Raw genomic sequence first — 26,698 nt, 5'->3', positions numbered from 1 at the left:
CGGGCCGACTTATTCCTGGACGAACCCGAAGCTCTTCAGCTCGTCTTGCGAGAGCAGATAGATCTCGTCCGGCGGGGTGCGCATGGCAGGCTCCATCACCGCCGGATCGATGCCCATCGCGATCAGATAGGCCATCACCTGCGCCTGTCCGCGCTGCACGCTTTCGACTGCCATGAAGGCGGGCAGAATGGCGCTCGTGCCGAAACTGTGCTGGTGCACCCCCAATTTGCCATTGGCACTCACCTCGCGCGCGGTGCCGCCCGCAAAGAGATAGGGACAGGCCGAAAGGCAGATGGCCCCGTCACCCACGCGGGTGGCGATGCCGCTATCGCGCAGCACCTGCCCGATCTCCAGCGCATCCGAGACCGAGCCGCCGGTGGAATCGAGCGCGACCGTCTCGATGCTCTGGCCGGTGGCGGCGCGGCGGCGCAATTCTTCGGTAATGCGCGCGGCATCGCCCACGGCAATCTGCCCGGTCAGGGTCAGATCGGCCCCTTCGCCCCCCAGTTCGAGCCGCTCGGGCATCGGGCCTTGCGGCGCAGGCACGCCGGGGACGATGCCCGGACGGCGGTCGGGCGAATAGGGGCGGGTTGCAGGGCCTGCGGGCAGCGGCGATGTCAGCGGATCGCGCGCGCCCCAGTTCTGGCTCAGATCAATGGCCATCAATGCCGCGCCTATCGCCACCTGCGTCCCCACTAGTGCCACGATCACGCTGCGGATGCGGTTGCGGGGGGGCTCTGGCGACGGGTTGCTCGGGTGGGCCACCTCACTCATGCGCGCGCTCCACGGGCCGAATGGACGCGGCATGGACAGGCGCGGGGGGATCGGTGGCCGAGACGGGCATCGCGGGCCTGCTCGGCACCGGATCCGGTCCGATATTCAGGTCGCGGGCCGCCGCCAGCGCGGCGCGCAGCTCGGCCACCGTCATATGCTCCTCTGGCGCATGCGCACCCTGCGCCTGACGGATGGCCGATTGCACCACCATCAGGATGAAGACCAGCACCGCAGGCAGCAGGTCGATGGCAATCGCCCCTGCCCATGAGGGCACGAAATTGCCCGCATAGCGGATGACGGCATCCGCAGCCGAGAGCGCGGTATATTCGATCTCGGCGGGTTCGGGCAAAGCCTGCACCTCTTGGGCCGCGCTCTCCAGTGTGCTGGCACGATCCCCCAGAAGCGTCAGCACCGAGGCAATCGTGCTCTGCTGCGAATTGCGCCCTGCATCAGTGCTGGCATCAAGATCGGGCAGCACCACCGAATCCCGCAGATCGGCGGCGGCCCGCATCACCAGCGGCGCCACGTTCAGCTGGCGCAGTCCTGCGATAATGGCCGAAAGCCGCACGGCCTCTTCGGAAAAACGCACCGAACGGCCCTCGACCGCTCCGGGCTCGACCGAGAGCGCCCGCATCCGCGACAGGATGGCATTGCCATTGGCAAAGGCTTCCTCCACCGCTTTGTCTTGGGCGGCAATCTGCGCCTCGAGCCCCTGCAACTCGTTGGATTTCTGGGTGAGGACACGGAACACCGCGCCACGCCCCGCAAGGCCCGACAGATCGCCCGTGGCCTCCTGCTCGGAGAGCCCGTCGAATGTGTCACGCACACGCGCCACATCACGCTGGAGCGCCTGACCGGCGATGGTATTGGCATGGGTGCGTTCGAGGGCTGTCTGGTATTCCTGCACGGTATGGGCCAGATGCTGCTCGACGGCGGCCGCGCCTGCAAGGGCTGCCGCATTGAGCCAGCTCGACATCGCGATGATGGCAAGCGACCCGAGCGCCATGCTCATAAGCAGGCCCAGACGCGAGGCCGCCGTGCGCATCGCGGGCAGCAGCCGCATCATATAGGACCAGAAGACAAAGATCCCGACCGAGACGGCCAGCGAATAGCTCAGCGCCGCGAAGGTGGTCCATGCGCCGCTATCATCGAGCAGCGAGCGCACACCGAGATAGGTATAGATCCCCGAGGCCGCCGCCAGCACCCCCAGCGCGGCACCGGTGAAACTGTCGAGCCAGCGCAGATGGCGCGACAGCTCATGCGCATAGCGATGGGCCTCGCTATCGGAATGTGGGGCGGGGGAGAGAGGCGTATCGGCCAAGGGCGGCTCCATCATAGGGGCAGGGCTGGGGGATAGGCATATGGGGGAACAGGTCTTGCAAACCGGGCGCGTAAGAGCGCGGCGCCACAGTGATATGTTGCCATGAACGGGCGGTAATTCAAGGGTCAGCGCCCGATTTGGCATGGCGGGACACCGCCGCGGGACAGGCCCCGTGCCCCAATTCCCGCAGCCTGCTGCCGTTTGCCCCTTTGCTTTTCGCGCGGGCTACATATGTTTGAGGGCAAGCAAAGGAGATATCCATGAGCATCGAAAAGACCTATGCCAAGACCGCCGAAGCCATCGAGCGTCTGAGCCCCGAGCAGTTCCGCGTGACCCAGCAATCGGGGACCGAGCGTCCTGGGACGGGCGAATATCTCGATGAGAAACGCAAGGGGATCTATGTGGACATCGTCTCGGGCGAGCCGCTCTTTGCCTCTTCGGCAAAATACGAGAGCGGCTGCGGCTGGCCGAGCTTCACCCGACCGCTTCTGGACGAGCATATCGTCGAGATCAACGATACTTCCCACGGGATGGTCCGCACCGAGGTGCGCTCGACCCATGGCGACAGCCATCTGGGCCATGTCTTCCCTGACGGACCGCGCGATCAGGGGGGCTTGCGCTATTGCATCAACTCCGCCTCGCTCCGCTTTGTGCCGGTGGAGGAAATGGAAGCCGAAGGCTATGGCGATCTGATCGACCATGTCGAGTGACATGCAGGCAAGCCTGTGAATGACTGCACAAAAGGCCCTGTTACGGGGCCTTTTGTCTGGCCGGACCCTATGGCAGGGTCGCGCCCGAACCTCCCCGAAGCTGTGTAAAACAGCCAAGAACAAGGACAAACCACCATGCGGAAAGTGAAACTCGGCCGGACCGATATCGAGGTCACCGAAATCTGCCTCGGCTCCATGACTTGGGGCTCGCAAGACAGCGAGGAGAATGGCCACGCCCAGCTGGATTACGCCCTCGATCGCGGCGTGGATTTCATCGACACCGCCGAGATGTATCCGGTCAATCCCGTGAAAAAGGAAACCGCAGGCCGCACCGAGGAGATCATCGGGAACTGGCTGGCCAAACGTGGCAAGCGCGATGATCTGGTGCTGGCCACCAAGATCGCGGGCGAGGGCGGTGCGGTGCGTGATGGCGAGGAGATCAACGCCAAATCCATCCGTGGCTGCGTCGAGGACAGCCTGCGCCGCCTGCAGACCGACTATATCGACCTCTACCAGTTCCACTGGCCCAATCGCGGCAGCTACCACTTCCGCAAGACATGGAGTTTCGCTCCCGACAAGCAGCCTTCCAAAGAAGCGATCCGCGCCAATATGGTCGAATGCCTCGAGACCCTCGATGCGCTGGTGAAGGAAGGCAAGCTGCGCGCCTTCGGCCTGTCCAACGAGAGCGCGTGGGGCACCGCGCAGTTCCTCGAGCTGGCCGAGGCGGGCCATGGTCCGCGTGTCGCCTCGATCCAGAACGAATATTCGCTCATGTGCCGCTATTACGACCTCGATCTGGCCGAACTGGGCGTGCATGAGGATGTGACCCTTCTGGCCTATTCGCCGCTCGCGGCAGGGGCTCTTTCCGGCCAGTATTCCAAAGGTGCTGTGCCTGCGGGCTCGCGCATGTCGGTCAATGGCGATCTGGGCGGGCGTGCCAATCCGCGCGCTTTCGATATCGCCGACATGTATGTGAAGATCGCCCGCGATCACGGGCTTGACCCGATCACCATGGCGATTGCTTTCACGCTCGACCGTCCCTTCCCCTGCCTGCCGATCATCGGTGGACGCTCGGTTGCGCAGATCGAAAAATCGATCGACGCGGCGGGAATGGTGCTTTCGGATGAGGTGAAGGCGGCGATTGCCAAGGTGCATCATGATTACCCGATGCCCTATTAAGGTGCTCCTTCTGGGGGTGGCGCTGCTGGGTGCCGCCTCCTGCCAGTTCGACCTGCCGAAACCGGGCAGGTCTGCGGCAGAGCCGCTCCCCGCCGTTGGCAAGGCCCGCGCCACCCTGTTGCAGGAAGCCTGCACAAAGCGTGGCGGTGTGTGGAAACAGCGTTCCGATGGCGCAATTTGCGTGACGACGCCGAAAGATGCGGGTAAGTCCTGTTCCAAGGCGTCCGATTGCGAGGGCGAATGTCTCGCCCGGTCGAACACCTGTGCGCCGTTGAAGCCCCTGATGGGCTGCAACGACATCCGCACTGAAAACGGGATGAGTGTCACCCAATGTCTGGGATAGGCCGGAAACTGGTTCTTGCGGGCGGTCTCGCCGCTCTGGCGCTGGCCGGATGCGGTCACGCGCCCGAGCCTCTGGTGCGCGACCCGAAATCGGGCATCTCCTCGGCCTCGCTGTTTGACCCCAAACGTTTTGGCGGGGAATGGCTGGTCATGGCCTCGAACACGCCCAATTGCGCGGGTGCGAAACAGGTCTGGGCCCCGTTCGGCAAGGATAGCTACCGTCTGTCGGGCACCGATTGCACCGATGGCAAAGCACCGCGCGTGTTGCACGGCAATGCCTTTGTCACCGGTCCGGGCGGGCGGATCACCACCACCGACAGCTATGGCCGCGAGCCGGTCTGGGTGCTGTGGGTCGATCAGGATTACCGGATCGTCGCGCTGGGCACGCCCTCGGGGCGCTGGGGCCAGATCATGGTGCGCCCCTCGGTCGGGCCGCGTTCGGACCTGATGACGGCGGCGCGTGAAGTCATGGCGTTCAACGGCTACCACCTCAACCTTATCACCAACTGATCCCGTTTTCGCGGGATCGTAACCACCAGCCTGCGCGGGGTCCCTGCGCGGGCTATTTTTCTTTATGCAAATCAGAAAGTTACGCATATGTGGATCCTCCTGACCCTTCTGGCCGCAGCCCTGCAAACGGGCCGGTTCGTGCTCCAGAAAAAGCTGGCGGGTTCGGGGCTATCGGCAGGTGGCGCCACGTTTTCCCGCTTTGTTTTCGGCGCGCCTCTGGCGATCGCGGGCACGCTGGCGCTTGTGCCGCAGATGGCGGCCCCGCTGGATCTGTTTTCCAAGATGGGCGGGGTGTTCTGGGCCTATGTCATCATCGGCGGGGCGGCGCAGGCATCCGCCACGCTGCTGCTGGTGCGGCTGTTCCAGCTGCGCAATTTCGCGGTGGGGGTGGCCTTCACCAAGACCGAGGTGGTGCAGGTCGCGCTGATGTCGCTGGTGTTTCTGGGCGATCATGTGGCGCCTCTGGGCTGGGCGGGGATCGTGCTGGGGCTTGTAGGGGTGCTGTGCCTCTCGCGCCCGCCGCAAGGGGGCGCGGCAGGAAAGCCCGCATTCTACGGCATCATCGCGGGCGGGCTCTTCGGCCTGTCGGCCATCGCCTATCGCGGCGCCACGCTGGAGCTCATGCCCTTCGCCTTCTTCGACCGCGCCTTGGCGACGCTGGCCTGTGTGACGACGGTGCAGACGCTCGGCATGGGGCTTTATCTGCGCCTGCGCGAGAAGGGCGAGCTGACCCGTGTGATGGGCGCATGGTCGCGCACGATCTGGGTCGGTATCCTCGGGGCTGCGGGCTCTGCTGGCTGGTTCATGGCCTTTGCCCTCCAGAACGCCGCCTATGTGCGGGCGCTGGGGCAGGTGGAGATGGTCTTCACGCTGGGCGCCTCGATCCTGATCTTCCACGAACGCCTGCACCGGCGCGAGATGGTGGGCATCGCCCTTGTGCTGGTCTCGGTGCTGGCGGTGGTGATGGCCGCCTAGAGGATCCGTTCGAACCGCGCCCGCGGCCCGCGCGTCTCGAAAAACGGCACGCCGTCCTGCGGCGTGCCTGTGAGAAGGGCTGCGACCTCGGCCAGAACCAACTCGGTGACAAATGGCAGGTCAAGGCGGCGCGCCTCGGCCAGCGGCACCCATGTCAGATGTGACAGCTCCCCATCGGGCGGCAGGGGCTGAGCTGTCTGCCTCAACGCCGAGGCCGGTCCCATCAGGAACCGCGCATCGAAGCGTCTGGAGCGTCGGGGCGGGGTGATCGCACGGAAGATGAATCGCAGATCCTGCGCGCGATCCAGCTCCAGCCCCGTTTCCTCGGTCAGCTCGCGCAGCCCGCAGCGGATCAGCGCCCCTGCCTGCGGCCCGAGCCTGCGCTGGCATTGCGCATCGAGTGACTGGAAGGGGGCGTCATGATCCGTGTCATCCAACCTCCCGCCGGGAAAGACGAATTTATGGGGCATGAAGCTCGCCCCCGCGCCCCGCTGGCCCATCAGCACGGCACTCCCGCGCGCGGTTTTCTTCCACAGGATAATCGAACAGGCATCATGGATGGGGGGCGTCTGCATGCGGATCTCCGCTTCTCGTGATGGCAATGTGATCGAAGCTTAAGCTGGCTTCAGGCTCACTTCAGGATCGGGCGTCAGAACAGGTCTTGTCGAAGGACATGAAGGACCTTCGGAAGAGTTGGAAACGCAATCATACGGCGCCGGATCTGCAACGGAAAGGCAGCTTGCGACCGTAGAACGAGATAGGTCCGTAACAGGATCGGTGAGGAGTTCGAGATGAAAACGACGTTCAAGAAATCCATCGGTGCAGTTCTTCTGGCAACCAGCAGTCTTGTCGTGGCGGGTGCTGCCATCGCGCAGGACGCCCAGACCCAATCCGCGCAGACCAAACCCGCCCAGAGCCAGCAGGTCCGCGCGGAAGGTCCGATGGGCAAAGGTCCCAAAGGCGGTCCGGCCATGGATTTCTCGCGCTTTGACACCAACAAGGACGGCGTCATCACGCTGGAAGAGATGCAGGCCCCCCGCGTCGAGAAGGCCAAGAAGCTCGATGCCAATGGCGATGGCTTCATCTCCGAGGAAGAAATGGTCGCCGCCGAGATGGCCGATGCGCAGGCCCGCATCGAGAAGCATGTGAAAGAGCGCTTCAAGATGATGGATGCCGATGGCGATGGCAAGCTGAGCGCGGCCGAACTGGCCGAGAAGCCCGAGCCGGGTCTGCGCTTCTTCGAGAAGGCCGATACCAATGGCGATGGCAAGCTCGAGGCGTCCGAGCTGGAGGCGGCCAAGAAGATGATGCAGGAGCGTCGTGCCGAGATGCGCGGTCAGCATGACGGCAAGCGTGGTCCGGGTGGCGATCATGGCCCGCGTATGGGCAAGGGTGGCGATCACGGCCCCAAGGGTGACCGCGGCCCGCAAGGCGATATGGATGGCCGTCCGCCGATGCCGCCGGCCGGCGATGCCCCCGAGACCGAGGCCAACTAAGGCCCTGCGAGACAGGATTGACCGGCGCGCATATGCGGGCCGGTCTTTTGCCGACCCGCCTTGCGTAAGATGCCGTATCTGCTAGGGGAAGGGTGAAAGGAATGGCATTCGATATGGAAGCAGACAAGTCCGACGAGGCTTTGCTTCTGGCTTATGGCCGGGGTGACCGTGCTGCAGCGCAAGCGCTGACAGTGCGCCTTGCGCCATTGAGTTTCCGCCTTGCCTGCCGGATGCTGCGCGACGAGACCGAGGCCGAGGATGTGGCGCAGGAAGCCATGCTCCGGCTGTGGAAGGTGGCGCCCGACTGGCGCGAGGGCGAGGCCAAGGTCTCGACATGGCTCTATCGTGTGACCGCCAATCTGGCGACCGACCGTCTGCGCAAACGGCGCACGGCATCGCTCGACGAGGCGGGCGAGCCCGAGGATGGCCGGCCTTCCGTCGACGAGCAGATGCTTGAGGCGCAGCGGGCGCAGGCGCTCGAATGGGCGCTCGACCAGCTGCCCGAACGCCAGAAACAGGCTGTTATTTTGCGCCATATCGAAGGATTGTCGAATCCGGAGATCGCGGAAGCGATGGAAACCGGCGTGGAGGCCGTAGAAAGCCTGACAGCACGCGGCAAACGCGCTCTGGCCACTTTGCTGGGCCAGCGCAAGGACAGCCTCGGCTATGGCAAGGATTAGCAAACCCGTCTGTTCTGGTGTAGGGTGCAGGGCAGGAAGCGGGCCGTTATGGAGGGTGTGACCATGGTGGACGAACAAAAACTCGAGCCGTTCTGGCAGGCAGCGCGCGATCATGCGCCCGAGGCCTCGCCTGATTTTCTGGCGCGGATCATGGGCGATGCGCTGGAGGTCCAGCAGGGCTTCGGCGTCCCGCGCAAGGCGGGCGTGATGACGCGTCTGGGCGGGTTCATGCAGGATCTCGCACGCAACTGGCTACCCATGGGCGGCATGGTGGCTGCGGCCTGCACCGGTGTGGCAATCGGCTTCAGTAGCGGCAACCCGCTCGCGTTTTGGGGCAATGGCGCCGTGTCGAGCGCGCAGGCCACTACCATCGAACTCCTGCCGACGGGGGATCTGTTCTCGGTCTCCGGCTATGGCATAAGCCTTTCGGGAGTGAACTGAATGACGCAGGCGCGTAGCGGAAGCGGTCGCAAGACCCGTTGGGGGCTTATTGCCTCGCTGACGCTCAATCTATTGGTGGCAGGGGTCTTTATCGGCGGGTTCTTCGCGCCGCGCCACATGCCGCCGCCCCCGCCGCCGCAGGTGGGGCTCGGTCCCTTCGACCGTGGTCTGACGGAGGCGGATCGCAAGACGCTGACCTCCATGGCCGAGAAAGAGGGCGTAGGTCTGGCCGCCATGCCGCAGGATATGGAGCGCTGGCTCGACGAGATCCTGACCCAAGTGGCCGCGGAACCGTTTGATGAGAATGCGGTGCGGGCGGCGCTAAGCGCGCATCGCACGCAGATCGTCTCGCGGATCCAGCTGGGTGAGAATCTGATGGTGGAGTGGCTGGGCACGCTGACGCCCGAGGCACGCGATGCCTTTGTCAAACGTGTGCGCGAGAATGACGGCCCGCCGCCCCCGCCGCCGCAATAACCGCGGGACGCGTGTCATCATACGACGTCAGAACGATAAACCGCCTGTCCGTGTGTCACGGCAGGCGGTTTTTCTGTCGATATCCTTTCGCGAGGATCAGGCGGCCGAGGGGCAGTGATAGACCTGGACCTGATTGCGGCCGTTATGTTTGGACATCATCATCGCCTGATCGGCCGCCTCGACCAGATGGTCGATCGAGTGCAGACGGTTGTCCCCCAGCACCAGACCGATGGAAATGGTCACATGCAACGCGCTGCCATCGGCGCGCTGGAACGGGCGTTCGTTGATGACGCGGCACAGCAGATCCGCGGCCAGACGCGCCTCGCGGGCAGGACAGTCGGGGAGGGCTATCAGAAACTCCTCGCCGCCGATACGCGCCAGGAGGTCATTGCCGCCCAGCACGGTGCTCAGGCGGCGTGCGACCTCGGTCAGCACCATATCGCCCACCGCGTGGCCATAGGTGTCGTTGATCTTCTTGAACCGGTCGAGATCCAGCAACATCACCGCAAATTCCTTGGAGCTGCGGCGGGCATGCTCGGCGATGCGTTCGAGCTGCGGCATGGCATAGCGACGGTTATAGAGGCCGGTCAGCGGATCGATCGTCGCCAGACGGAGCCCCTCGGTCAGGTTCTTGCGGCTCTGGTCGAGGCGGCGTTTGCGCGCCAGATGGCGGCGCAGGCGCAGGGTGATGTCCTCGGTGGTCTCGCGTGCACTCATGTCTGCAGGCAGCACGTCATCCGCCCCCAGATCCAGCGCCATTACGGCCGTCTCGCGCGCGGCATCCTCGGCGGCGATGCAGATCACGGCCGCTTTCGAGCCCGCCCGGGCGCGCAGCTCCGCCATCAGCCGCAGCCCCTCGTCGCGGCGCGACAGATCGGCCGAGATGATCAGCGCATCGAAAGGCGATTGCGCCTCGGTCGCAAGGCTCAATGCCTCCGAGCGGTCCAGCACTGTGAGGTAATTCGCCGGAAGATGCCGTCCCAGCGCCTGTTTCCACACCGATGCCTGTGCACGGGTGGGCGCGATCAGCCCGATCCGCGAGGGGGCGGCAAAGGTGGTCGGCCCCTCGGCAAAGCCCAAATCGCGGAAGGTGCTCTCGCGCAGGCGCATCTCGGCATCGGTCGAGCGCGCCCGCAGCAGGCTGCGCAGCCGCGCCAGAAGCAGGATCTCGTCATAGGGTTTGGACAGGCACACATCCGCGCCCGCCCGCAGCGCCGCCAGACGTTGGGCGATGTCCTGCGCCTGATGCAGGAAGATCACCGGTATTTCGCTCAGAAGAGGGTCGGTCTTTATCCGGCGACACAGATCGACGCCGGTCATATCGGGCAGCGCCTGATCGATGAGGATCAGTTCGGGCCGCTCACGGATCGCGCATTCCAGCGCGCCCCGCCCGTCACTGGCCAGTGCGACATCGTAGCGTGCACCCGAAAGCTTTGCCTTGAGCATGATGCGATGGGTCGCGATCTGGTCTGCAATGAGGATCTTGCCTGCCATGACGCCTTGTTCTCCCTCGGCGTTAATTCTCTTGTGCATATTGCTTGGGATTAGGTTAATAAAATGTTTCGACTTGTCGGAAAGGGGGCCGGAATGCGGCAAGAATATGCCGAAGAAATCGCGCTCGGCGCTTTGGGGTGGCTTGCGGGGCAGGAAAGTCTGCTTGAGGCCTTTCTCAATGTCAGCGGCGCCGATGCCAGCCAGATCCGCACCATCGCGCAGGATGCGGGTTTCCAGACCGCGATCCTCGATTTTATCCTGACGCAGGATGAATGGGTTCTTGGCTGCGCGCAGGATATGGGGCACCGTCCGGAGGAGCTGGTGATGGCGCGGGCCGTATTGGGCGGCGGCGACCAGATGCACTGGACCTGAGGGAGACAGTATGGATATCAAGGCCCTGCTATTTGACAAGGACGGCACGCTGTTCGACTTCCACGCCACATGGGGGGTCTGGGCCGCGCGGCTTCTGGACCATCTTTCGGCGGGGGATACGGTCCTCAGGGCCGATCTGGCAGGGGCGATCGATTATGATCTGGCGGCATCGCGCTTCCGCCCTACCTCCGTGGCCATTGCCGGAACGATGGACGAGATCGTAGAGGCGATGCTGGCCCATCTGCCGGGACGCACGGCCACCGATCTGGCGCGGGAGATGCATCTGATGGCGCAGGAGGCGCCGCAGGTGGCCGCAGCCCCGCTGGATGTGCTCTTGCCGCAATTGCGCGGGATGGGGCTAAAGCTGGGGGTCATGACCAATGATTCCGAGGCCTCGGCCAAGGTGCACCTGACCCGCGAGGCGGCGCTCGACTATTTCGACTGTGTCTTCGGGGCGGATAGCGGGCACGGGGCCAAGCCCGATCCGGCTCCGCTTCTGGCGCTGGCGCACAGGCTCGGGGTGGCGCCTGCGCATTGCGTGATGCTGGGTGACAGCCTGCATGACCTGCAGGCGGCGAAGGCGGCGGGGATGGTGCCGGTCGGGGTCCTGACAGGCCCTGCAAGTGCGGAGGATCTTGCGCCCCATGCCCGCGCGGTGCTCGGTGACATTGGCGAGCTGCCGCAATGGCTTGCACGGCAGGATTGTGATCTGTGTCCTGTGACGGGTTGAGGGTATTTTAACAGTCGGAGCCTAATGCTGGACGGAGATTACGTTCAATACGGGTCCGATTATCATGCATGGTCTTATAAACACCTCTATCCAGACGTTTCTGACGGGAAATTATGGTCCGTCGGTCTGGCTTGATGTTGCCTCCGATCTGGGGATTTCCCCCGAGGGTTACGAGGCGATGTTGACCTATGACAATGCGCATACCGATGCGCTTCTGGCCGCAGCCTCCGCACGGCTGAACAAGCCGCCCCTCGTTTTTCTCGAGGATCTCGGTGCTTATGTCGCCATGATCGAGCCTGTGCGCAGACTTCTGCGGTTCAGTGGCCCGAACTACCGGGAATTCCTGTCCTCTCTCAGCGAGTTGCAGGGGCGCGCCCAGATGGCGCTCCCCGATCTGGAGATGCCCGAGATCACCTGCTCTCTGGAGCAATCCGGTGTCTACCGGCTGCGTGTGCACAGTCCGGTTCTGGGCTGGGGCGCGGCGATTACCGGTCTCGTGCGGGCGATGGCCGATGATTACGGCGCGCTGGCCTTTATCGAATATCTTGATCAGGAGCACGATCCGGAAGCCCTGACGGACGAGGAGATCCGGGCCGAAGGTTTGCTACGGGAATCGGTTCTGGTAACCCTGCTCGAGGAAAGCTTTGCCGAAGGACGCAGTTTCGATCTGGCGATAGGTCAGTCATGATGTTGGTAAATTCCAGTGATACCGCGCGCAAACCCTCTCTGCCGCGCCTTTCGATCAAGGCGCTGGGGGAGCTGATGCCAATGTTCCTCTGGCTCGATGCCGAAGGGACGATCCTCGGGATGGGCCCGACACTCTCGAAAGTTGTGGGCGGGCCATCGGCCATCGGTCATTCGGTGACCGATTGCTTCCAGATGGGGCGGGGACGGATGCGGCAGGCGGCGTTCGATCTGTCGCCCTCGCACCGGCTGCATCTGACACCGCGTAGCTGGCCCGACGTGTCGCTGCGCGGTGTGGCCGTGCCACTGGTCGAGGAGGGGCTGATGCTCAACCTCACCTTCGGGGTCCATCTCAACAAGGCCATCCGCGCCTTCCGCCTGACCGAGGCTGATTTCACCACCTCCGACCTGACGATGGAGCTTCTCTATCTGCAGGAGGCCAAAACTGCCGTGCTGGGAGAGCTGCGCGCGCTGAACAGCCGGTTGGAGCGGGCGCGCCGTTCGGCCGAGGATGCCGCGCGCACCGATCCGCTGACGGGGCTGTCCAACCGCCGCGCCTTCGATATCGCGCTGGAGGCCACACTCGAGGCATCGCGCCGCGGCGGCGCACCATTTGCGCTGGCGCAACTCGATCTCGATCATTTCAAGGCGGTCAATGATACTCTGGGTCATGCGGCGGGCGATCATGTGCTGGCCGAGGTTGCCAAGATCCTGCGCGAGGAGACCCGCGAGATGGATGTCGTCTCGCGCGTGGGGGGCGATGAATTCGTAATGCTTCTGCGGGATTCGCTGGAGCCCAGCCGTCTGCAGCATATGGGCGAGCGCATCATCGCGCGGCTCGAGGTGCCGATCCCCTTCGAGGGGCATGAATGCCGCATCTCGGGCTCCATCGGTGTGGCCATGTCGAAGGATTACGCCGACCCGCTGGCCGAGGAGATGATGGCGGATGCGGATGCGGCCCTTTACAAATCCAAGCGCGAGGGGCGTGCACGCTGCACTCTCTCGACGCCGGGCATGGGGCTTGCCCTCTGAGAACACTGCCGATTTGCATGCCCGCGGGTGGCAATTTGTCGCATTAGGGCTTTCCAACCCCATGCGCTTTGGCTAGGTCTTCGCGCATGAGCCAGAATTTTCCCATAGCCCGTCCGGGCATGCGTATCGGTTTGTTGGGCGGGTCTTTCGATCCGGCTCATGCCGGCCATGCGCATATCAGCCGGATCGCGCTACGCCGGTTCGCGCTGGATGAGGTCTGGTGGCTGGTCAGTCCGGGCAATCCGTTGAAGCCGCAGGGACCGGCGGCGCTTGCCGACCGGATGGCGCGGGCCCGCGAGGTCATGCCCGACCCGCGCGTAAAGATCACCGATCTCGAACAGCGTTTGGGGACACATTTCACCGCCGATACGTTGAATGCGCTGCAATCGCATTATCGCGGCGTGAATTTCGTGTGGCTGATGGGCGCGGATAACCTGATCCAGATCGACCGCTGGGATCACTGGCGCGATATCTTCCAACGGATGCCGGTCGGGGTGCTGGCGCGTCCGGGCCTGTTGATGCGGGCGCGCTATTCCAAGGCTGCGCGGGTTTTTGCCAATGCGAAGCTGCCGGGGTGGCGTTCGCGCGAGCTGGCCGGGAGTGGCGCACCCCAATGGTGCTTCATCAATATGCCGATGTCGGCGGAATCCTCGACCCGTATCCGTGCCGCAGGCGAGTGGAAAAGTCCCGCGCGCGGCGCTTGAACCATAGCCCAGCCCGCGCTACCCTTGTGGCCATTCCACGAAAGGGCAGTTAGGCATTATGCAGGTATCTCGGCGCGGTTTCGTCACGGGTTTGGCAGCGACAGGCTTGGGGCTAGCGGCGCCACCCTCTATTGCTCAGGCGCAGGTGTCGTCTTCCGAGGCCTATGTGCAGGCCGCCCAGCTTGGCGGCGATGTGGGATTTGTGGTTATGGATGCGCGCAGCGGGCAGGTGCTGGAGCAGCGTCACCCCGATCTGCATATGCCTCCCGCCTCCACCGCCAAGACGGTCACCACCCTCTATGCCCTTGAAACCCTTGGCACCGATTACCGCTTCGGCACGCGTCTGATCGCGACGGGTCCGGTTGTGGGCGGGGTCATCCAGGGCGATCTGGTGCTTTCGGGCGGGGCCGATCCGACATTGTCCACCGATGATCTGGGGGCGATGGCGGCGGAACTGTCGCGCATCGGCGTGCGCGGGATCACCGGACGCTTCCTGGTCTGGGGCGGGGCGATTCCCTATGCCGAGGAGATCGCGCGCGACCAGCCGGTCTATGTGAGCTACAACCCCGCCGTGTCGGGCCTGATCCTCAACTTCAACCGTGTCTATTTCGCGTGGAAGCGGGCGGGCAACGGCTATCAGGTGATGATGGATGCGCCGGGCGATGCGTATAAACCCCGCGCCTATACCGCCTCGATGACGGTCGCCGCGCGGCAGGCACCGCTGTTTTCCTATTCGGACCGCGGTGGCAAGGAGCAATGGTCGGTTGCGGCCTCGGCGCTGGGGCGCTCGGGCTCGCGCTGGTTGCCCGTGCGCCATCCGGTGGCCTATGCGGGCGATGTGTTCCAGACGCTGGCACGGTCTCAGGGCTGTCCGCTGCCCGCAGCCGAAGAGGCCAGATCGCAGCCTGCAGGCACGGTTCTGGTGACCCATGCCTCGCATCGCCTGCCCGATATTCTGGAGGATATGCTGAAATATTCGACCAATCTCACGGCGGAGGCTGTGGGTATGACTTCTTCGACCGTGCGCGGGCTTCCGGCCTCGGTCGGGCGGTCGGGTGCGTCGATGAGCCAATGGATTGCCGCACGCGCGGGCACGCAGGCCATCGATCTGGTCGATCATTCGGGGCTGGGCGGCAATTCGCGGGTCACGCCCCTCGACATGGTGCGGGTGATGGCCGCAGGTCAGCCGGTGGGGCTGCGCAATCTGGTGAAGCCGTTCAAGATGCGCGATGCTTCGGGCAAGACCTATGCCAGCCAGCCGTTCCGGGTGGATGCCAAGACCGGCACGCTGAATTTCGTCTCCACGCTGGCGGGTTATATGACGGCCCCCAACGGGCGCGAGCTGGTCTTCTCGATCCTGACCGGCGACGTGGAGCGCCGCCGCCGGACCCAGGACGAGGATCGTCCTGCCGGTTCCGTGCAATGGGTCAAGCGCTCAAAGATCCTTCAATCGCAGCTACTTATGCGCTGGGGTGCCGTTTACGGCTAGCCTCAGGCGGGCAGGGGCATGTGGCGGGCGCGGGCACCGCGTTCGATGGCCGCCGCATGCAGCCGGTCGAGGCCCAGCTCGATGCGGGTCTCCTCCAGCATCCGCAGCTCGGGCTGGTTGAGCGTGCCATCGGCTGCGGCCACATCGCAGGCCAGCGCATAGGCCGTCTCGAATGCGGCCTCGGGCAGCGCCTCGCGCACGAGGCCGAACAGCGCCTCCAGCCCGTCCTCTTCCTCGAACAGCGCATAGACCGTGCGGGCGATCGTGCCGATACGGTCCGCGTCATAGCCGCCAAAGGCGGGCAGGTTGTTCACGATCCGCTCGATGGCGAGCAGCTCCGAGGTGCGGATCTCTTCATCGGAGGCGGAAACCGCCACCATGACCGCCACAAGGGCATCTTGCGGCGAAAGCGGGGGAAGGGCATCCGGCATTGTCTTTGGTCCTTTGCAACAGGGTTATACCTGCTGAGTTATTGACGACCCTGCCCGCGTTCAATAGGGGAAGGGCAACGGGGCGGGTTTTCGCCCATTTCCACTCTGTCGAGGTATAGCATGAGCACTCTGCGCGACGCCGCAATGAAGTCCAAAGCATGGCCCTTTGAGGAAGCGCGCAATATCCTCAAACGCTATGAGAAAGAGCCGCCGGCCAGCGGATCGGTGCTGTTCGAGACCGGCTACGGGCCTTCGGGGCTGCCGCATATCGGCACCTTTGGCGAGGTTGCGCGCACGACCATGATCCGTCGCGCGTTCGAGGCGATCTCGGATATTCCGACGCGTCTGATCTGCTTCTCGGATGACATGGATGGTATGCGCAAGGTGCCCTCGAACGTGCCGAACCAGGAGATGCTGCACGAGAATGCGCAAAAGCCGCTGACCTCGGTGCCCGACCCCTTCGAGGAATTCGAGAGCTTCGGCCATCATAACAACGCCATGCTGCGTCGTTTCCTCGATACATTCGGGTTCGATTACGAGTTCTACTCGGCGACGGAATTCTATAAATCCGGCCAGTTCGACGAGGTGCTCAAGCGCGCCGTCGAGAATTATGATGCCGTAATGAAGGTGATGCTGAAATCGCTGCGTGACGAGCGGGCGTCCACCTATTCGATCTTCCTGCCGATCCATCCCGAGACGGGCCGCGTGCTCTATGTCCCGATGAAATCGGTGAATGTCGCGGATTACACGATCACCTTCGATGACGAGGATGGCCGTGAATGGACGCTGCCGGTGACGGGCGGCAATGTGAAGCTGCAATGGAAGCCGGATTTCGGGGCCCGTTGGGCGGCGCTTGGCGTCGATTTCGAGATGTATGGCAAGGACCATTCCACCAACACCCCGATCTATGACCGCATCTGCGAGATCCTCGGCGGCAAGAAGCCCGAGCATTTTACCTATGAGCTGTTCCTCGATGCCAATGGCGAGAAGATCTCGAAATCCAAGGGCAACGGTATTTCCATCGATGAATGGCTGACCTATGCCTCGACCGAGAGCTTGGGTTACTTCATGTTCCTCAAGCCCAAGACCGCGAAGCGGCTGCATTTCGATGTCATCCCGAAGATGATGGATGAATATCACCAGCAGCTGCGCGCCTATCCCGAGCAGACGCTGGAGCAGCAGGTGGCGAACCCCGTCTGGCACATCCATGGCGGCCAGCCGCCGGAGAGCAAGATGGTGGTGCCCTTCTCTATGCTGCTCAATCTGGCTTCGGTGGCGGGGGCGGCCGATAAGGAAGGTCTGTGGGGCTTCATCCGCCGCTATGCGCCGGAAGCGACGCCCGAAACCCATCCCGATCTGGATCAGGCGGCGGGCTTCGCGCTGCGCTATTTCGACGATTTCGTGAAGCCCACGCTCGAGTTCCGCCTGCCCTCCGATCAGGAACGTGCGGCGCTGGAAGATCTGGTGGCCTGCCTGAAGGATCCCGCGCGTGCGGTGGCCGAGATCGTCAAGAAGAACGAGGCGGATGGCAAGGACGAGCCGGCGCCGGAAGCTGATATGACCTCGGACGACTTCCTGCAGACGCTGGTCTTCGCAATCGGCAAGAACCACGGGTTTGACAACCTGCGCGCGTGGTTCCAGGCCCTTTACGAGGTGCTTCTGGGCCAGTCGCAGGGTCCGCGTTTTGGCGGGTTCATCGCGCTTTACGGTGCCGATGAGACGGTGGTGCTGATCGAGCGCGCGCTGAAGGGCGAGCTGGTTGGCTGAACGCCATGACAGGTGATGCAAAACGCCCCGGGCCTCTGGCTCGGGGCGTTTTTGTTAACCATAGGTTGAGATCTATGAGCGAGAATTGGCCGATCTCCTGCCAGAGGTGCTGCCATGATCCTTCCGCTTTGCCTGACCTTTCTGATAATCAGCGCGTCTTTCGCTTACGCGACTGATCTGGAACGTGAATTCTTTCTCGAAACGGGTGTATCGAGCTTGGGGGCCTATGTCGCGCCGAGGCTGGAACTGACGCCGAACCTCTCGCTCAGGGTGCCGCTCTATCTGGCGCAGATGGGCGGCGTTTCTGTTAACCAAGATGGCACGGCGTTCAGGGGCGATCTGGGCTCGGTGCAGGGCGGTGTCATGCTGGAGTATGAGCCGTGGGACAACGGGGTCTATTTCTCGGGCGGGGTAATGGCGGGGGGGTATGATCTGTCGGGCGATCTGGAGCGGATCGAGACGGAGAGTGGCCCCGTCGACGGCCCGTTCGGCTTCGAGTTCATGCAGCCTCGGGATGTGGCACCGGTGGTGTCCATGGGCTACCGCTACCTGTCGGATGGCGGGCTGGTGGCAGGGGTCGAGCTGGGGGGCAAGATTGCTGCGCACAGGTTGCGGCTCGACGGGTTGGAGGGGCTGTCACCCGAGGATCGCGCGGCGGTCGAGGCCGAACGCGCGCGGATCAATGACGAGCTTGATGATCTGCCGGTCATTCCGTTCATGGCCTTCTCGCTGGGATTTGCATTCTAGGACCGCGTTGCGCGCGCTGTTGCGGGCGCACGGTGGCGTCGGACAATGTTCATGCCTCACGCGCAGCCTGTGATCAGGCGGCAGAAGATCCACGCAGTCGCGTTGGCCGGAGCGATCCGGAGCACGCAAAGCGGGTGATGCCGGATGATCCATGAGGAGGCTGCTATGAATGTCGCGATAACCGAGGGGCTGGATCTGATGCCCCCCGCATTTTCGGAAGGGCTGGATGTCTGGTCGTCGGAGAACGGCACCAGCGGGTCGGCGACATATGATGGCTCGGCGACGGCGGCCTATGTGCCCTCCGATGCCGATTTCGGGGGCTGTCTGGAGCTGCAGAAGACGCAGGCCACGCAAAAGCTGCGCTGGATGGGGCAGGTGCCGATCCGGCCCGGTCTTTACCTGCAGATCACGGCACGGGTGAAGGCGGTGAGTGGCAATCTGCCGAGCGTGCGGATTGCGGGCTATGCGATGAGCGGCTCGTCCCATGTGAGCGGGTTGACCGAGGTCGGCACGGCGACCGCGCTCGAGACCTATGGCGAGGTGGTCACGGTGCGGGCAATCGTGTCGGTGGCCACCCGCGAGGGGGTCGATATGGGTTGGGGGATGGACCCCGCCTATGGGCATTTCGGGATCGATCTGACGGGCCAGACCGGCGGAGTGGTGCGGATCGACGATCTGGTGATCGAGGATGTGAGTGATTACTTCTTCCGCGATCTGATCGGGATGGTCGATGTGCGCGATTATGGCGCGGTGGGCGATGGCACGACCGATGACAGGGCAGCCTTCTCGGCGGCCGATAACGATGCGGGCGGGCGCAGCATTCTGGTGCCTGCGGGCAGTTTCTACATCGGTTCGACGCTTTCGCTGCAATCGCCCATGCGGTTTATCGGCACGCTGGTGATGCCCGATGCGGCACGGCTCGCGCTGATGACGAGCTATGATTTCCCGACTTATGCGGCGGCTTTTGGCGATGAGGAACTGGGGCTGCGCAAGGCGCTGCAGGCGCTGTTCGGCTATGTGGATCACAATGTGCTCGATCTGAAGGGGCGGCGCGTCGAGATCACGAAGCCTTTGCGGATCGAGGAATATGCTCCTGATGTAACCAGCTTTTCCAACCGCCGTGTGCTGCAAAACGGGCAGCTGAATGTGATTGACGGCACCGCGTGGGACGATGTGAAGGTAACCTCGCAGGCAACCTATGCCATCGCCCAGCCGACCACGCTGACCGGTGTTGCCAATGTGGCCAATATCCCCGTGGGCGCGCATGTGACCGGCACCGGAGTCGGGCGCGAGGTCTATGTGCGGTCCAAGAATGTGGGTGCGCAGACCGTCACGCTGAGCCAGCCGCTTTACGGCGGGGCGGGCACGCGGACCTATACTTTTACCCGTTACCAGTATGTGCTGGATTTCTCGGGGATGGAGAAGCTCGACCGGTTCAATATCGCCAATCTGGAATTCCTGTGTAACGGGCTCGCAAGTGCGTGGATGTTCGCGCCCGATGGCCAGATGAACCAGATCCGCGACAGCTATGTGGTGCGACCCAAGGATCGGGTCTTCACCTCGATCGGGCGGGGGTGTCAGGATTTCCTGATCGACGGCTGCCAGTTCCTCTCCGATGAGCAGTCCACCCCCGCCCAGGACCGCAAATCCGTGGTGCTGAATGTAAACGCCAATGATGTGAAGATCCGCGATAGCCGGTTTGTCCGGTTCGGCACCACCTTTGTGCTCAATGGCTCGGGGCATCTGATTGTGGGCAATCACTGGTTCCAAGGCGATAACGAGACCTCGGCCACGCGGGTGGCGGGGCTCGTCTTTACCCAGACCAATGTGCAATCCGCGGTCACCGGTAATTATATCGACAAGAATATCATCGAATGGACCAACGAGCATGATGCCACGCCGGATTTCTCCAATGAATACAGCTTTGGCGGGCTGACGGTGACTGGCAATACCTGTGTGTGCATCAACACGGCGGCGTGGTTCACCTGGTTCTCGATCAAGCCCTACGGAACTGGTCATTTCATTCAGGGGCTGAATATCTCGAACAATGTGTTCAAATCGCTCAACGGCACCATCGACAAGATCGAGAAGGTCGATACGACTTTCGCCGATCTGGATTACTCGCGCATCCGCAATGTGATGATCGAGGGCAATATGTATAACGGGGTGACCAAGTTCACCTGCTCGCCGGTCACGCTGGAGATGAACCAGTCCACCGCGGCGCAGACATGGGTGCTCGATGCCTCGGCTTATCTGCCGTTTGGCGGATGGGCGCGCAATGTGGAGGGGCTGGTGGCCGAGGGCATGGTGCGCAATGGCAGCTCGGCCCGCGTGACCGAGATGCCCTATGTGCAGGTCGAGCAGGGCACGGGTAGCCAGCAGGTCTGGTTGAACTGGTCACAGGCGACACAGGGCCGCGTGCAGGTGCGGCTCAGGATGGACACACCGGTATGACATGGGCGGGCCGCTTCCTTCGGGAGGCGGCCTTCAGTTTTCGACGAGATCCGCGGGGGTGAGCCGGTAGCTGCGGGCAAAACCGCCATTGAGCTGGGCGGCGAGAATGCGGAATTCGATAAAATGGAAATCCCCCAGATCGATATAGAGTTTCGATTTGGGGTGATCGGCCAGCCAGCGGTCGCGAAGGCTGGGATGACGCGGGTCGAGCCGGTCGAGCGGGATCGCCTCGACCTGCAGGCTGAGGCGCGGATGGGTCAGCGGATCGCCCTTGGCACCCGGAATGCCGATCAGGATACCGGCGCGCGGATCGGCCTCGAGCGCGCGGGCATGGACGGAAATTCCCGAGACCAGCGACCAGAGCCCGCCCTGTGGCCCCGTGCCGATGGCAATACGCGAGACATGGGGAAAGCCGGTCTGCGGATCGAGGGTGCCGATGGCGGCGAATTGCGACTGGGCGATCAGCTTGCGGGCAAGGGCGCGCGAGTCCGCATCCGCCTCATGCACCGGATCGACGGGTTGGCGGGCACCGGAAAGGGGGATCTGGTCCTTGGGCAAGTCGATTGGTGTGGGCATCGAGATCCGCTCCGCTAAGGCCTTGGGGTAAAATGGTAGGTGCGGGAGACCCGCTTGGCAAGAGCGTGATGGCGCCCCCAATGCGGGACAGAACCGGGCGGTGACAGGGCTGTGCCCGCGCGACCCCATAAAACGAATCACTTCTGGCAGGCTTTCACGCATCACACGCCTAACGTGTTTTTACGACTCATCTATGCGCGCGATGGCATCGGTAAATATGTCATTTTGATATACAGGCAAGAGACGGAACTTGCGGGGAATTTCGCGGCAAGGATGATAAAGTTTACAGATACCGGTTTTGTGGCGTCAAATATTTGACAGAAAAAACTAGCCAAAAAAGGGGGTTATCAAAAATAGAAACTCATGTTTACACTTGTCCTTGGGGAATGGCGGCTCTGATGGAGGTCGGAGGCGCCGCGTGGTCCAGATGGGCCGCATGACATAGCTGAGGGAGGAAAGCTTATGGCTGCTCAGGAACAGGTGCTCGAGGCGCCGGATATGCGCGAGGTGCCCAGCCATTTCGGGCCGGCGCATGTGGATGCCGCGAAATACCGCGAGATGTATAGCGAGTCGGTGGAGAATCCGGAGGCCTTCTGGGGCCGCGAGGGGAAGCGTCTGGACTGGATCACCCCCTATACCAAGGTGAAGGACACCGATTTCACCTTCGGCAATGTCTCGATCAAATGGTTCCATGACGGGGTGATCAACGCCTCGGTGAACTGTGTCGACCGCCATCTGGCCAAGCGTGGTGACCAGACCGCGATCATCTTCGAGCCCGATGACCCGAAAGATCCTGCCCAGCACATCACCTATCGCGAGCTCAGCGACAAGGTGAACCGGATGGCGAATGTGCTGCTGTCCCAGGGGGTGATGCGCGGCGACCGTGTGGTGATCTATCTGCCGATGATCCCCGAAGCCGCCTATGCGATGCTCGCCTGTGCACGGATCGGGGCGATCCATTCGATCGTCTTTGCGGGCTTCTCGCCCGATGCGCTGGCCAACCGGATCAATGATTGCGGCGCGAAGCTGGTGATCACCGCCGATACCGCCCCGCGGGGCGGGCGTCGCACGCCGCTGAAATCCAACGCCGATGCGGCGCTCCTGCATTGCTCGGACAAGGTGCGCTGTCTGGTGATCAAACATACCGGCGACCAGATCACCTGGATCTCGGGCCGCGATGTGGATGTGAAGGCGATGATGGAAGAGGTCTCGCCCGAATGCCCGCCGCGTCCGATGAATGCCGAGGATCCGCTGTTCATCCTCTATACCTCCGGCTCGACCGGCAAGCCGAAGGGGGTGGTGCATTCCACCGGCGGCTATCTGGTCTATGCCGCGATGACGCAGGAATATGTCTTCGATTACCATGATGGCGATGTCTACTGGTGCTCGGCGGATGTAGGCTGGGTCACCGGCCACAGCTATATCGTCTATGGTCCGCTGGCCAATGGTGCGACCACGCTGATGTTCGAGGGCACGCCGACCTATCCGGATGCAGGACGGTTCTGGGAGGTCTGCGAGAAGCACAAGGTCAACCAGTTCTACACCGCGCCCACCGCGATCCGCGCGCTGATGGGGCAGGGGCCGCAATATGTGGAGAAATACGACCTGTCCTCGCTGAAGGTGCTGGGCACGGTGGGCGAGCCCATCAACCCCGAAGCCTGGGCATGGTATGACAAATATGTCGGGCGCGGCAAATGCCCGATCGTGGATACCTGGTGGCAGACCGAGACCGGCGGCCATATGATCACGCCGCTTCCGGGGGCCACACCCACCAAGCCCGGCTCGGCCACGCGGCCCTTCTTCGGGGTGAAGCCGGTGATCCTCGACCCGACCACGGCGGTCAAACAGGACGAGACCGCAGCCGAGGGCGTGCTGTGTATCGCCGATAGCTGGCCCGGTCAGATGCGCACCGTCTGGGGCGATCACGAGCGCTTCCAGGAGACCTATTTCAGCCAGTATAAGGGCTATTACTTCACCGGTGACGGCTGTCGCCGTGATAGCGATGGCTATTACTGGATCACCGGTCGTGTGGATGATGTGATCAACGTCTCGGGCCACCGGATGGGCACGGCCGAGGTGGAATCGGCGCTGGTGGCGCACCAGGCTGTGGCCGAGGCCGCGGTGGTGGGCTTCCCGCATGAGCTGAAGGGGCAGGGCATCTACGCCTATGTCACCCTGATGAACGATGTGGAGCCTTCGGATGATCTGCGCAAGGATCTAGAGCGCTGGGTGCGCACCGAGATCGGCCCGATTGCCAAGCCCGATGTCATCCAGTGGGCGCCCGGTCTGCCCAAGACCCGCTCGGGCAAGATCATGCGCCGTATCCTGCGCAAGATCGCCGAGAACGATACCGGCGCTTTGGGCGATATCTCGACGCTGGCCGACCCGTCCGTGGTCGACGATCTGATCGCCAACCGTGCAAACAAAGGGTGAGCCTATGGCCGAGACCGCAACGACACCTGCCGTTCTGATCCTGCTTGGCCCTCCGGGGGCCGGCAAAGGCACGCAAGCCCGGATGCTGGAGGAGAAATTCGGGCTGGTGCAGCTTTCGACCGGTGACATGCTGCGCGAGGCGGTGGCCAAGGGCACGCCGGCGGGTCTGGCCGCGAAATCGGTGATGGAGGCTGGTGGGCTCGTGAGCGACGAGATCGTTCTGGCGATCCTGCGCGACCGGCTCTCCAACCCAGATACCCGTTCGGGGGTGATCCTTGATGGCTTCCCCCGCACGGCGGGGCAGGCGGCGGCGCTCGATGACCTGCTGCATTACACCCATCAGGAGGTCACGGCGGCGATCTCCATGGCGGTCGATGACGAGGCGATGATCGCCCGCGTCTCTGGTCGCTATACCTGCGCCAAATGTGGCGAAGGATATCACGACAGCTTCAAGCAGCCCGGGGTGGCGGGATGCTGTGACAAATGCGGCGGCACCGAGTTCAAACGTCGGGCCGACGATAATGCCGAGACTGCGCGCCATAGGTTGGAGGCCTATCACGCACAGACGGCACCGCTCATCGCGCATTATCGCGCCTTGGGCAAACTCGAGGTGGTGGATGCGATGGGGAGTATCGAATCTGTCGCCTCGGAACTGCAGGTGGTCATGGAGGAGAAGGGCGTGACCACAGGCGTCTGACGGATCGAAGGGCCGGTTGACCGACCGGCCGCCCGATCCGGTTTTAGGGAGGGGTTGGCCTCGCGCGGCATCTGTCCGTGCGCGGCTGGCTTATGGAGAAAATCCAAAGGGAGACACCAAAAATGGCTGATCAATCATCATCCAATGCCTATTGGAAGGCCAATATCCGCACGATCAAGATCTATCTGGTGATCTGGTTCGTCTGTTCCTTCGGCTTCGGCATCCTGCTGCGTCCGCTTTTGGCGGGCATCCCCGTCGGCGGAACCGATCTGGGCTTCTGGTTTGCCCAGCAGGGCTCGATCCTCGTGTTCCTCGTGCTCATCTTTTCCTATGCGGCAAAGATGAACAAGCTCGACCGCGAACACGGCGTCGAAGAATAAGGGGGGGGCGACAGATGGATCAGTTTACCCTCAACCTGCTGTTCGTCGGCGCGACTTTCGCGCTTTATATCGGCATCGCGATCTGGGCCCGCGCGGGTTCGACCTCGGAATTCTATGCCGCAGGGCGCGGCGTGCATCCCGTGCTCAACGGCATGGCCACCGGCGCGGACTGGATGTCGGCGGCCTCCTTCATCTCGATGGCGGGGATCATCGCCTTCGGTGGGTTCAATACCTCGGCCTATCTGATGGGCTGGACCGGCGGCTATGTGCTTCTGGCTATGCTGCTGGCGCCATACCTGCGCAAGTTCGGCAAGTTCACCGTGCCGGAATTCATCGGTGACCGCTTCTACAGCCAGACCGCGCGCACCGTGGCCGTGATCTGCCTGATCATCGCCTCCGTCACCTATGTCATCGGCCAGATGACCGGTGTGGGCGTGGCCTTCTCGCGCTTCCTCGAAGTGTCGAACGAGACCGGCCTCTATATCGGCGCGGCGATCGTGTTCATGTATGCCGTGCTTGGGGGCATGAAGGGCATCACCTATACGCAGGTGGCGCAATATGTCGTGCTGATCATCGCCTATACCATTCCGGCGGTCTTCATCTCGCTGCAACTCACCGGTAACCCGATCCCGGGTCTGGGCCTGTTCTCCGAGAGCACCGCGACCGGCCAGCCGATCCTGCAGGAACTCAACGGGTTGCTCGCCGATCTGGGCTTTGCGAGCTATACCGCGCAATCGGACACGATGCTGAACATGTTCCTGTTCACCATGTCGCTGATGATCGGGACCGCGGGTCTGCCCCATGTGATCGTGCGCTTCTTCACCGTGCCGAAGGTCTCGGATGCCCGGTCCTCCGCAGGTTGGGCGCTGGTGTTCATCGCACTGCTTTACCTGACCGCGCCTGCGGTGGGTGCGATGGCCCGTCTGAACCTGATCAACACGGTCTATCCCGAAGGCACCCAATCGGCTCCGCTCTCCTATGAGGCGCGTCCTGACTGGATGAAAAACTGGGAGCAGACCGGTCTTCTGAAGTTCGAGGATAAGAATGGCGATGGCCTGATCAACTACGTCAATGGCAAAGCCGAAGATCCGGCCTCGGCCAATGAACTGTCGGTCAATAACGACATCATCGTGCTGGCCAATCCCGAAATCGCCAATCTTCCGGGCTGGGTGGTCGCGCTGATCGCGGCGGGTGGTCTGGCAGCGGCACTGTCCACGGCGGCAGGCCTCTTGATGGCGATCTCCTCGGCGGTGAGCCATGATCTGATCAAGAGCCAGATCAATCCGGGGATCTCGGAGAAGGGCGAACTGCTATCGGCGCGGATCGCGATGGCGGTGGCGATTGCGGTGGCAACCTGGTTGGGTCTCAACCCGCCCGGATTTGCGGCGCAGACCGTGGCACTGGCCTTCGGCCTTGCAGCCTCCTCGATCTTCCCCGCGCTGATGATGGGCATCTTCTCGAAGCGCATCAACAACAAGGGTGCCGTGGCCGGGATGCTGACCGGTCTGATCGTGACCATCATCTATATCTTCCTGCATAAGGGCTGGTTCTTCGTTCCGGGCACGAACAGCTTCGATGATACCGATCCGCTGCTGCTGTCGATCAAATCCACCTCCTTCGGGGCGGTGGGGGCCGTGATCAACTTCGTGGTTGCCTATCTGGTGTCCTCGGCCACCGAAGAGCCGCCGGAAGAGATCCAGGATCTGGTCGAGTCGATCCGTATCCCCAAAGGGGCGGGTCAGGCCGTCGATCACTGAACGGGAAAAGACCTACGGGCGGCCTCGCCGCCCGTAGAGCGCCGGAGGC

General features: G+C 63.0%; 28 protein-coding genes. 22 read left to right on the top strand and 6 right to left on the bottom strand.

The window, feature by feature from the left end; all coding sequences use genetic code 11:
• Positions 1–9 precede the first annotated feature (9 nt).
• Both VSX56_RS02010 and VSX56_RS02005 read right to left on the bottom strand, forming a co-directional pair.
• The gene (locus tag VSX56_RS02010) at positions 10–774 is read right to left on the bottom strand and encodes a COG3904 family protein (RefSeq protein ID WP_350934467.1); all 765 of its coding nucleotides are present in this window, start codon (positions 772–774) and stop codon (positions 10–12) included.
• A complete protein-coding gene (locus VSX56_RS02005) occupies positions 767–2,095 on the bottom strand; it encodes a hypothetical protein (RefSeq protein WP_350934465.1) in 1,329 nt (442 codons plus the stop codon). The genes VSX56_RS02010 and VSX56_RS02005 overlap by 8 nt, the downstream gene beginning before the upstream one ends.
• A 260-nt stretch (positions 2,096–2,355) precedes the next feature.
• Between VSX56_RS02005 and msrB the strand changes: the two genes are divergently transcribed.
• The 5 genes from msrB to VSX56_RS01980 all read left to right on the top strand — a co-directional run bounded on the left by msrB (position 2,356) and on the right by VSX56_RS01980 (position 5,811).
• Positions 2,356–2,805 (top strand): peptide-methionine (R)-S-oxide reductase MsrB, encoded by a 450-nt coding sequence (gene msrB, locus VSX56_RS02000; protein WP_350934463.1) that lies wholly within the window; start codon positions 2,356–2,358, stop codon positions 2,803–2,805.
• 135 nt (positions 2,806–2,940) lie between these two features.
• The gene (locus VSX56_RS01995) at positions 2,941–3,984 is read left to right on the top strand and encodes an aldo/keto reductase (protein ID WP_350934461.1); all 1,044 of its coding nucleotides are present in this window, start codon (positions 2,941–2,943) and stop codon (positions 3,982–3,984) included.
• Entirely contained in the window at positions 3,962–4,327 is a 366-nt protein-coding gene (locus tag VSX56_RS01990) for a hypothetical protein (protein WP_339112144.1), read from the top strand. Before VSX56_RS01995 ends, VSX56_RS01990 begins: the two co-directional genes overlap by 23 nt.
• The gene (locus VSX56_RS01985; protein WP_350934459.1) at positions 4,315–4,836 is read left to right on the top strand and encodes a lipocalin/fatty acid-binding family protein; all 522 of its coding nucleotides are present in this window, start codon (positions 4,315–4,317) and stop codon (positions 4,834–4,836) included. The genes VSX56_RS01990 and VSX56_RS01985 overlap by 13 nt, the downstream gene beginning before the upstream one ends.
• 87 nt (positions 4,837–4,923) lie before the next feature.
• A complete protein-coding gene (locus tag VSX56_RS01980) occupies positions 4,924–5,811 on the top strand; it encodes an EamA family transporter (RefSeq protein ID WP_350934456.1) in 888 nt (295 codons plus the stop codon).
• On the opposite strand, the gene VSX56_RS01975 is transcribed toward VSX56_RS01980, so the two are convergent.
• Positions 5,808–6,386, bottom strand: coding sequence for an NUDIX hydrolase (locus VSX56_RS01975; protein ID WP_350934454.1), 579 nt, complete (start codon positions 6,384–6,386; stop codon positions 5,808–5,810). The genes VSX56_RS01980 and VSX56_RS01975 overlap by 4 nt on opposite strands.
• Positions 6,387–6,602: 216 nt before the next feature.
• Between VSX56_RS01975 and VSX56_RS01970 the strand changes: the two genes are divergently transcribed.
• The 4 genes from VSX56_RS01970 to VSX56_RS01955 all read left to right on the top strand — a co-directional run bounded on the left by VSX56_RS01970 (position 6,603) and on the right by VSX56_RS01955 (position 8,902).
• Entirely contained in the window at positions 6,603–7,307 is a 705-nt protein-coding gene (locus VSX56_RS01970; RefSeq protein WP_350934452.1) for an EF-hand domain-containing protein, read from the top strand.
• Between the two features lie 101 nt (positions 7,308–7,408).
• The gene (locus VSX56_RS01965) at positions 7,409–7,987 is read left to right on the top strand and encodes an RNA polymerase sigma factor (protein WP_350934451.1); all 579 of its coding nucleotides are present in this window, start codon (positions 7,409–7,411) and stop codon (positions 7,985–7,987) included.
• Between the two features lie 63 nt (positions 7,988–8,050).
• The gene (locus VSX56_RS01960; RefSeq protein ID WP_339112150.1) at positions 8,051–8,428 is read left to right on the top strand and encodes a hypothetical protein; all 378 of its coding nucleotides are present in this window, start codon (positions 8,051–8,053) and stop codon (positions 8,426–8,428) included.
• Positions 8,429–8,902, top strand: a complete 474-nt coding sequence (locus VSX56_RS01955; RefSeq protein ID WP_350934448.1) for a periplasmic heavy metal sensor — start codon at positions 8,429–8,431, stop codon at positions 8,900–8,902. It begins immediately after the preceding gene.
• 96 nt (positions 8,903–8,998) lie between these two features.
• Here the strand turns inward: VSX56_RS01955 and VSX56_RS01950 are convergent, their stop codons facing one another.
• Entirely contained in the window at positions 8,999–10,396 is a 1,398-nt protein-coding gene (locus VSX56_RS01950) for a diguanylate cyclase domain-containing protein (RefSeq protein ID WP_339112152.1), read from the bottom strand.
• 93 nt (positions 10,397–10,489) lie between these two features.
• On the opposite strand from VSX56_RS01950, the gene VSX56_RS01945 reads away from it, so the two are divergent.
• The 6 genes from VSX56_RS01945 to dacB all read left to right on the top strand — a co-directional run bounded on the left by VSX56_RS01945 (position 10,490) and on the right by dacB (position 15,407).
• Positions 10,490–10,768, top strand: a complete 279-nt coding sequence (locus tag VSX56_RS01945; RefSeq protein ID WP_339112153.1) for a DUF3572 domain-containing protein — start codon at positions 10,490–10,492, stop codon at positions 10,766–10,768.
• A gap of 10 nt (positions 10,769–10,778) precedes the next feature.
• Entirely contained in the window at positions 10,779–11,498 is a 720-nt protein-coding gene (locus VSX56_RS01940) for an HAD family hydrolase (protein ID WP_350934445.1), read from the top strand.
• 64 nt (positions 11,499–11,562) lie between these two features.
• Positions 11,563–12,186, top strand: coding sequence for a heme NO-binding domain-containing protein (locus VSX56_RS01935; protein ID WP_339112155.1), 624 nt, complete (start codon positions 11,563–11,565; stop codon positions 12,184–12,186).
• A complete protein-coding gene (locus tag VSX56_RS01930; RefSeq protein WP_339112156.1) occupies positions 12,183–13,214 on the top strand; it encodes a GGDEF domain-containing protein in 1,032 nt (343 codons plus the stop codon). Before VSX56_RS01935 ends, VSX56_RS01930 begins: the two co-directional genes overlap by 4 nt.
• A gap of 86 nt (positions 13,215–13,300) precedes the next feature.
• Positions 13,301–13,918 carry a nicotinate-nucleotide adenylyltransferase gene (locus tag VSX56_RS01925; RefSeq protein ID WP_350934442.1) on the top strand — a complete coding sequence of 206 codons (618 nt, stop codon included), beginning with the start codon at positions 13,301–13,303 and terminating at the stop codon, positions 13,916–13,918.
• Positions 13,919–14,063: 145 nt separating this feature from the next.
• Positions 14,064–15,407, top strand: coding sequence for a D-alanyl-D-alanine carboxypeptidase/D-alanyl-D-alanine endopeptidase (gene dacB / locus VSX56_RS01920; RefSeq protein WP_350934439.1), 1,344 nt, complete (start codon positions 14,064–14,066; stop codon positions 15,405–15,407).
• A gap of 2 nt (positions 15,408–15,409) precedes the next feature.
• On the opposite strand, the gene VSX56_RS01915 is transcribed toward dacB, so the two are convergent.
• Positions 15,410–15,838, bottom strand: coding sequence for a tellurite resistance TerB family protein (locus VSX56_RS01915; RefSeq protein ID WP_339112159.1), 429 nt, complete (start codon positions 15,836–15,838; stop codon positions 15,410–15,412).
• Positions 15,839–15,958: 120 nt separating this feature from the next.
• Here VSX56_RS01915 and VSX56_RS01910 point away from each other — a divergent pair, with 120 nt between their 5' ends.
• From VSX56_RS01910 to VSX56_RS01900, 3 genes are all read left to right on the top strand, one after another.
• Positions 15,959–17,605 (top strand): lysine--tRNA ligase, encoded by a 1,647-nt coding sequence (locus tag VSX56_RS01910; protein ID WP_339112160.1) that lies wholly within the window; start codon positions 15,959–15,961, stop codon positions 17,603–17,605.
• Between the two features lie 114 nt (positions 17,606–17,719).
• On the top strand, positions 17,720–18,352 hold the full coding sequence (locus tag VSX56_RS01905; RefSeq protein WP_350934436.1) for a hypothetical protein: 633 nt from the start codon (positions 17,720–17,722) through the stop codon (positions 18,350–18,352).
• Between the two features lie 165 nt (positions 18,353–18,517).
• The gene (locus tag VSX56_RS01900) at positions 18,518–20,806 is read left to right on the top strand and encodes a glycosyl hydrolase family 28-related protein (protein WP_350934434.1); all 2,289 of its coding nucleotides are present in this window, start codon (positions 18,518–18,520) and stop codon (positions 20,804–20,806) included.
• Positions 20,807–20,839: 33 nt separating this feature from the next.
• On the opposite strand, the gene VSX56_RS01895 is transcribed toward VSX56_RS01900, so the two are convergent.
• A complete protein-coding gene (locus tag VSX56_RS01895; RefSeq protein ID WP_339112163.1) occupies positions 20,840–21,382 on the bottom strand; it encodes a HugZ family pyridoxamine 5'-phosphate oxidase in 543 nt (180 codons plus the stop codon).
• A gap of 498 nt (positions 21,383–21,880) precedes the next feature.
• On the opposite strand from VSX56_RS01895, the gene acs reads away from it, so the two are divergent.
• The 4 genes from acs (at position 21,881) to VSX56_RS01875 (ending at position 26,649) form a co-directional block, all read left to right on the top strand.
• Entirely contained in the window at positions 21,881–23,815 is a 1,935-nt protein-coding gene (acs, locus tag VSX56_RS01890; RefSeq protein ID WP_350934649.1) for an acetate--CoA ligase, read from the top strand.
• A gap of 4 nt (positions 23,816–23,819) precedes the next feature.
• Positions 23,820–24,512: an adenylate kinase gene (locus VSX56_RS01885; RefSeq protein ID WP_350934432.1), complete on the top strand. Its 693-nt coding sequence runs from the start codon at positions 23,820–23,822 to the stop codon at positions 24,510–24,512.
• 122 nt (positions 24,513–24,634) lie between these two features.
• Positions 24,635–24,892, top strand: coding sequence for a DUF4212 domain-containing protein (locus VSX56_RS01880; protein ID WP_339112165.1), 258 nt, complete (start codon positions 24,635–24,637; stop codon positions 24,890–24,892).
• 14 nt (positions 24,893–24,906) lie between these two features.
• Positions 24,907–26,649: a sodium:solute symporter family protein gene (locus tag VSX56_RS01875; RefSeq protein WP_339112166.1), complete on the top strand. Its 1,743-nt coding sequence runs from the start codon at positions 24,907–24,909 to the stop codon at positions 26,647–26,649.
• The last annotated feature ends 49 nt before the right edge of the window (positions 26,650–26,698 follow it).

The organism is Thioclava kandeliae (genome assembly GCF_040297545.1).
In the GTDB taxonomy this organism is placed as follows: domain Bacteria; phylum Pseudomonadota; class Alphaproteobacteria; order Rhodobacterales; family Rhodobacteraceae; genus Thioclava; species Thioclava kandeliae.
This window is presented reverse-complemented; position numbering and strand designations above follow the sequence as displayed.

Bases quoted from the DNA above. Each gene is read 5' to 3' on its own strand.
- msrB (WP_350934463.1), top strand. From the start codon at position 2,356: ATGAGCATCGAAAAGACCTATGCCAAGACCGCCGAAGCCATCGAGCGT.
- VSX56_RS01995 (WP_350934461.1), top strand. From the start codon at position 2,941: ATGCGGAAAGTGAAACTCGGCCGGACCGATATCGAGGTCACCGAAATC.
- VSX56_RS01965 (WP_350934451.1), top strand. From the start codon at position 7,409: ATGGCATTCGATATGGAAGCAGACAAGTCCGACGAGGCTTTGCTTCTG.
- VSX56_RS01905 (WP_350934436.1), top strand. From the start codon at position 17,720: ATGATCCTTCCGCTTTGCCTGACCTTTCTGATAATCAGCGCGTCTTTC.
- VSX56_RS01910 (WP_339112160.1), top strand. From the start codon at position 15,959: ATGAGCACTCTGCGCGACGCCGCAATGAAGTCCAAAGCATGGCCCTTT.
- VSX56_RS01895 (WP_339112163.1), bottom strand. From the start codon at position 21,382: ATGCCCACACCAATCGACTTGCCCAAGGACCAGATCCCCCTTTCCGGT.
- VSX56_RS01970 (WP_350934452.1), top strand. From the start codon at position 6,603: ATGAAAACGACGTTCAAGAAATCCATCGGTGCAGTTCTTCTGGCAACC.
- VSX56_RS01975 (WP_350934454.1), bottom strand. From the start codon at position 6,386: ATGCAGACGCCCCCCATCCATGATGCCTGTTCGATTATCCTGTGGAAG.
- VSX56_RS01875 (WP_339112166.1), top strand. From the start codon at position 24,907: ATGGATCAGTTTACCCTCAACCTGCTGTTCGTCGGCGCGACTTTCGCG.
- VSX56_RS01900 (WP_350934434.1), top strand. From the start codon at position 18,518: ATGAATGTCGCGATAACCGAGGGGCTGGATCTGATGCCCCCCGCATTT.
- VSX56_RS01990 (WP_339112144.1), top strand. From the start codon at position 3,962: ATGATTACCCGATGCCCTATTAAGGTGCTCCTTCTGGGGGTGGCGCTG.
- VSX56_RS01885 (WP_350934432.1), top strand. From the start codon at position 23,820: ATGGCCGAGACCGCAACGACACCTGCCGTTCTGATCCTGCTTGGCCCT.
- VSX56_RS01950 (WP_339112152.1), bottom strand. From the start codon at position 10,396: ATGGCAGGCAAGATCCTCATTGCAGACCAGATCGCGACCCATCGCATC.
- VSX56_RS01985 (WP_350934459.1), top strand. From the start codon at position 4,315: ATGTCTGGGATAGGCCGGAAACTGGTTCTTGCGGGCGGTCTCGCCGCT.
- VSX56_RS01945 (WP_339112153.1), top strand. From the start codon at position 10,490: ATGCGGCAAGAATATGCCGAAGAAATCGCGCTCGGCGCTTTGGGGTGG.
- VSX56_RS01980 (WP_350934456.1), top strand. From the start codon at position 4,924: ATGTGGATCCTCCTGACCCTTCTGGCCGCAGCCCTGCAAACGGGCCGG.
- VSX56_RS01955 (WP_350934448.1), top strand. From the start codon at position 8,429: ATGACGCAGGCGCGTAGCGGAAGCGGTCGCAAGACCCGTTGGGGGCTT.
- VSX56_RS02010 (WP_350934467.1), bottom strand. From the start codon at position 774: ATGAGTGAGGTGGCCCACCCGAGCAACCCGTCGCCAGAGCCCCCCCGC.
- VSX56_RS01915 (WP_339112159.1), bottom strand. From the start codon at position 15,838: ATGCCGGATGCCCTTCCCCCGCTTTCGCCGCAAGATGCCCTTGTGGCG.
- acs (WP_350934649.1), top strand. From the start codon at position 21,881: ATGCGCGAGGTGCCCAGCCATTTCGGGCCGGCGCATGTGGATGCCGCG.
- VSX56_RS01940 (WP_350934445.1), top strand. From the start codon at position 10,779: ATGGATATCAAGGCCCTGCTATTTGACAAGGACGGCACGCTGTTCGAC.
- VSX56_RS01935 (WP_339112155.1), top strand. From the start codon at position 11,563: ATGCATGGTCTTATAAACACCTCTATCCAGACGTTTCTGACGGGAAAT.
- VSX56_RS01960 (WP_339112150.1), top strand. From the start codon at position 8,051: ATGGTGGACGAACAAAAACTCGAGCCGTTCTGGCAGGCAGCGCGCGAT.
- VSX56_RS01925 (WP_350934442.1), top strand. From the start codon at position 13,301: ATGAGCCAGAATTTTCCCATAGCCCGTCCGGGCATGCGTATCGGTTTG.
- VSX56_RS01930 (WP_339112156.1), top strand. From the start codon at position 12,183: ATGATGTTGGTAAATTCCAGTGATACCGCGCGCAAACCCTCTCTGCCG.
- VSX56_RS01880 (WP_339112165.1), top strand. From the start codon at position 24,635: ATGGCTGATCAATCATCATCCAATGCCTATTGGAAGGCCAATATCCGC.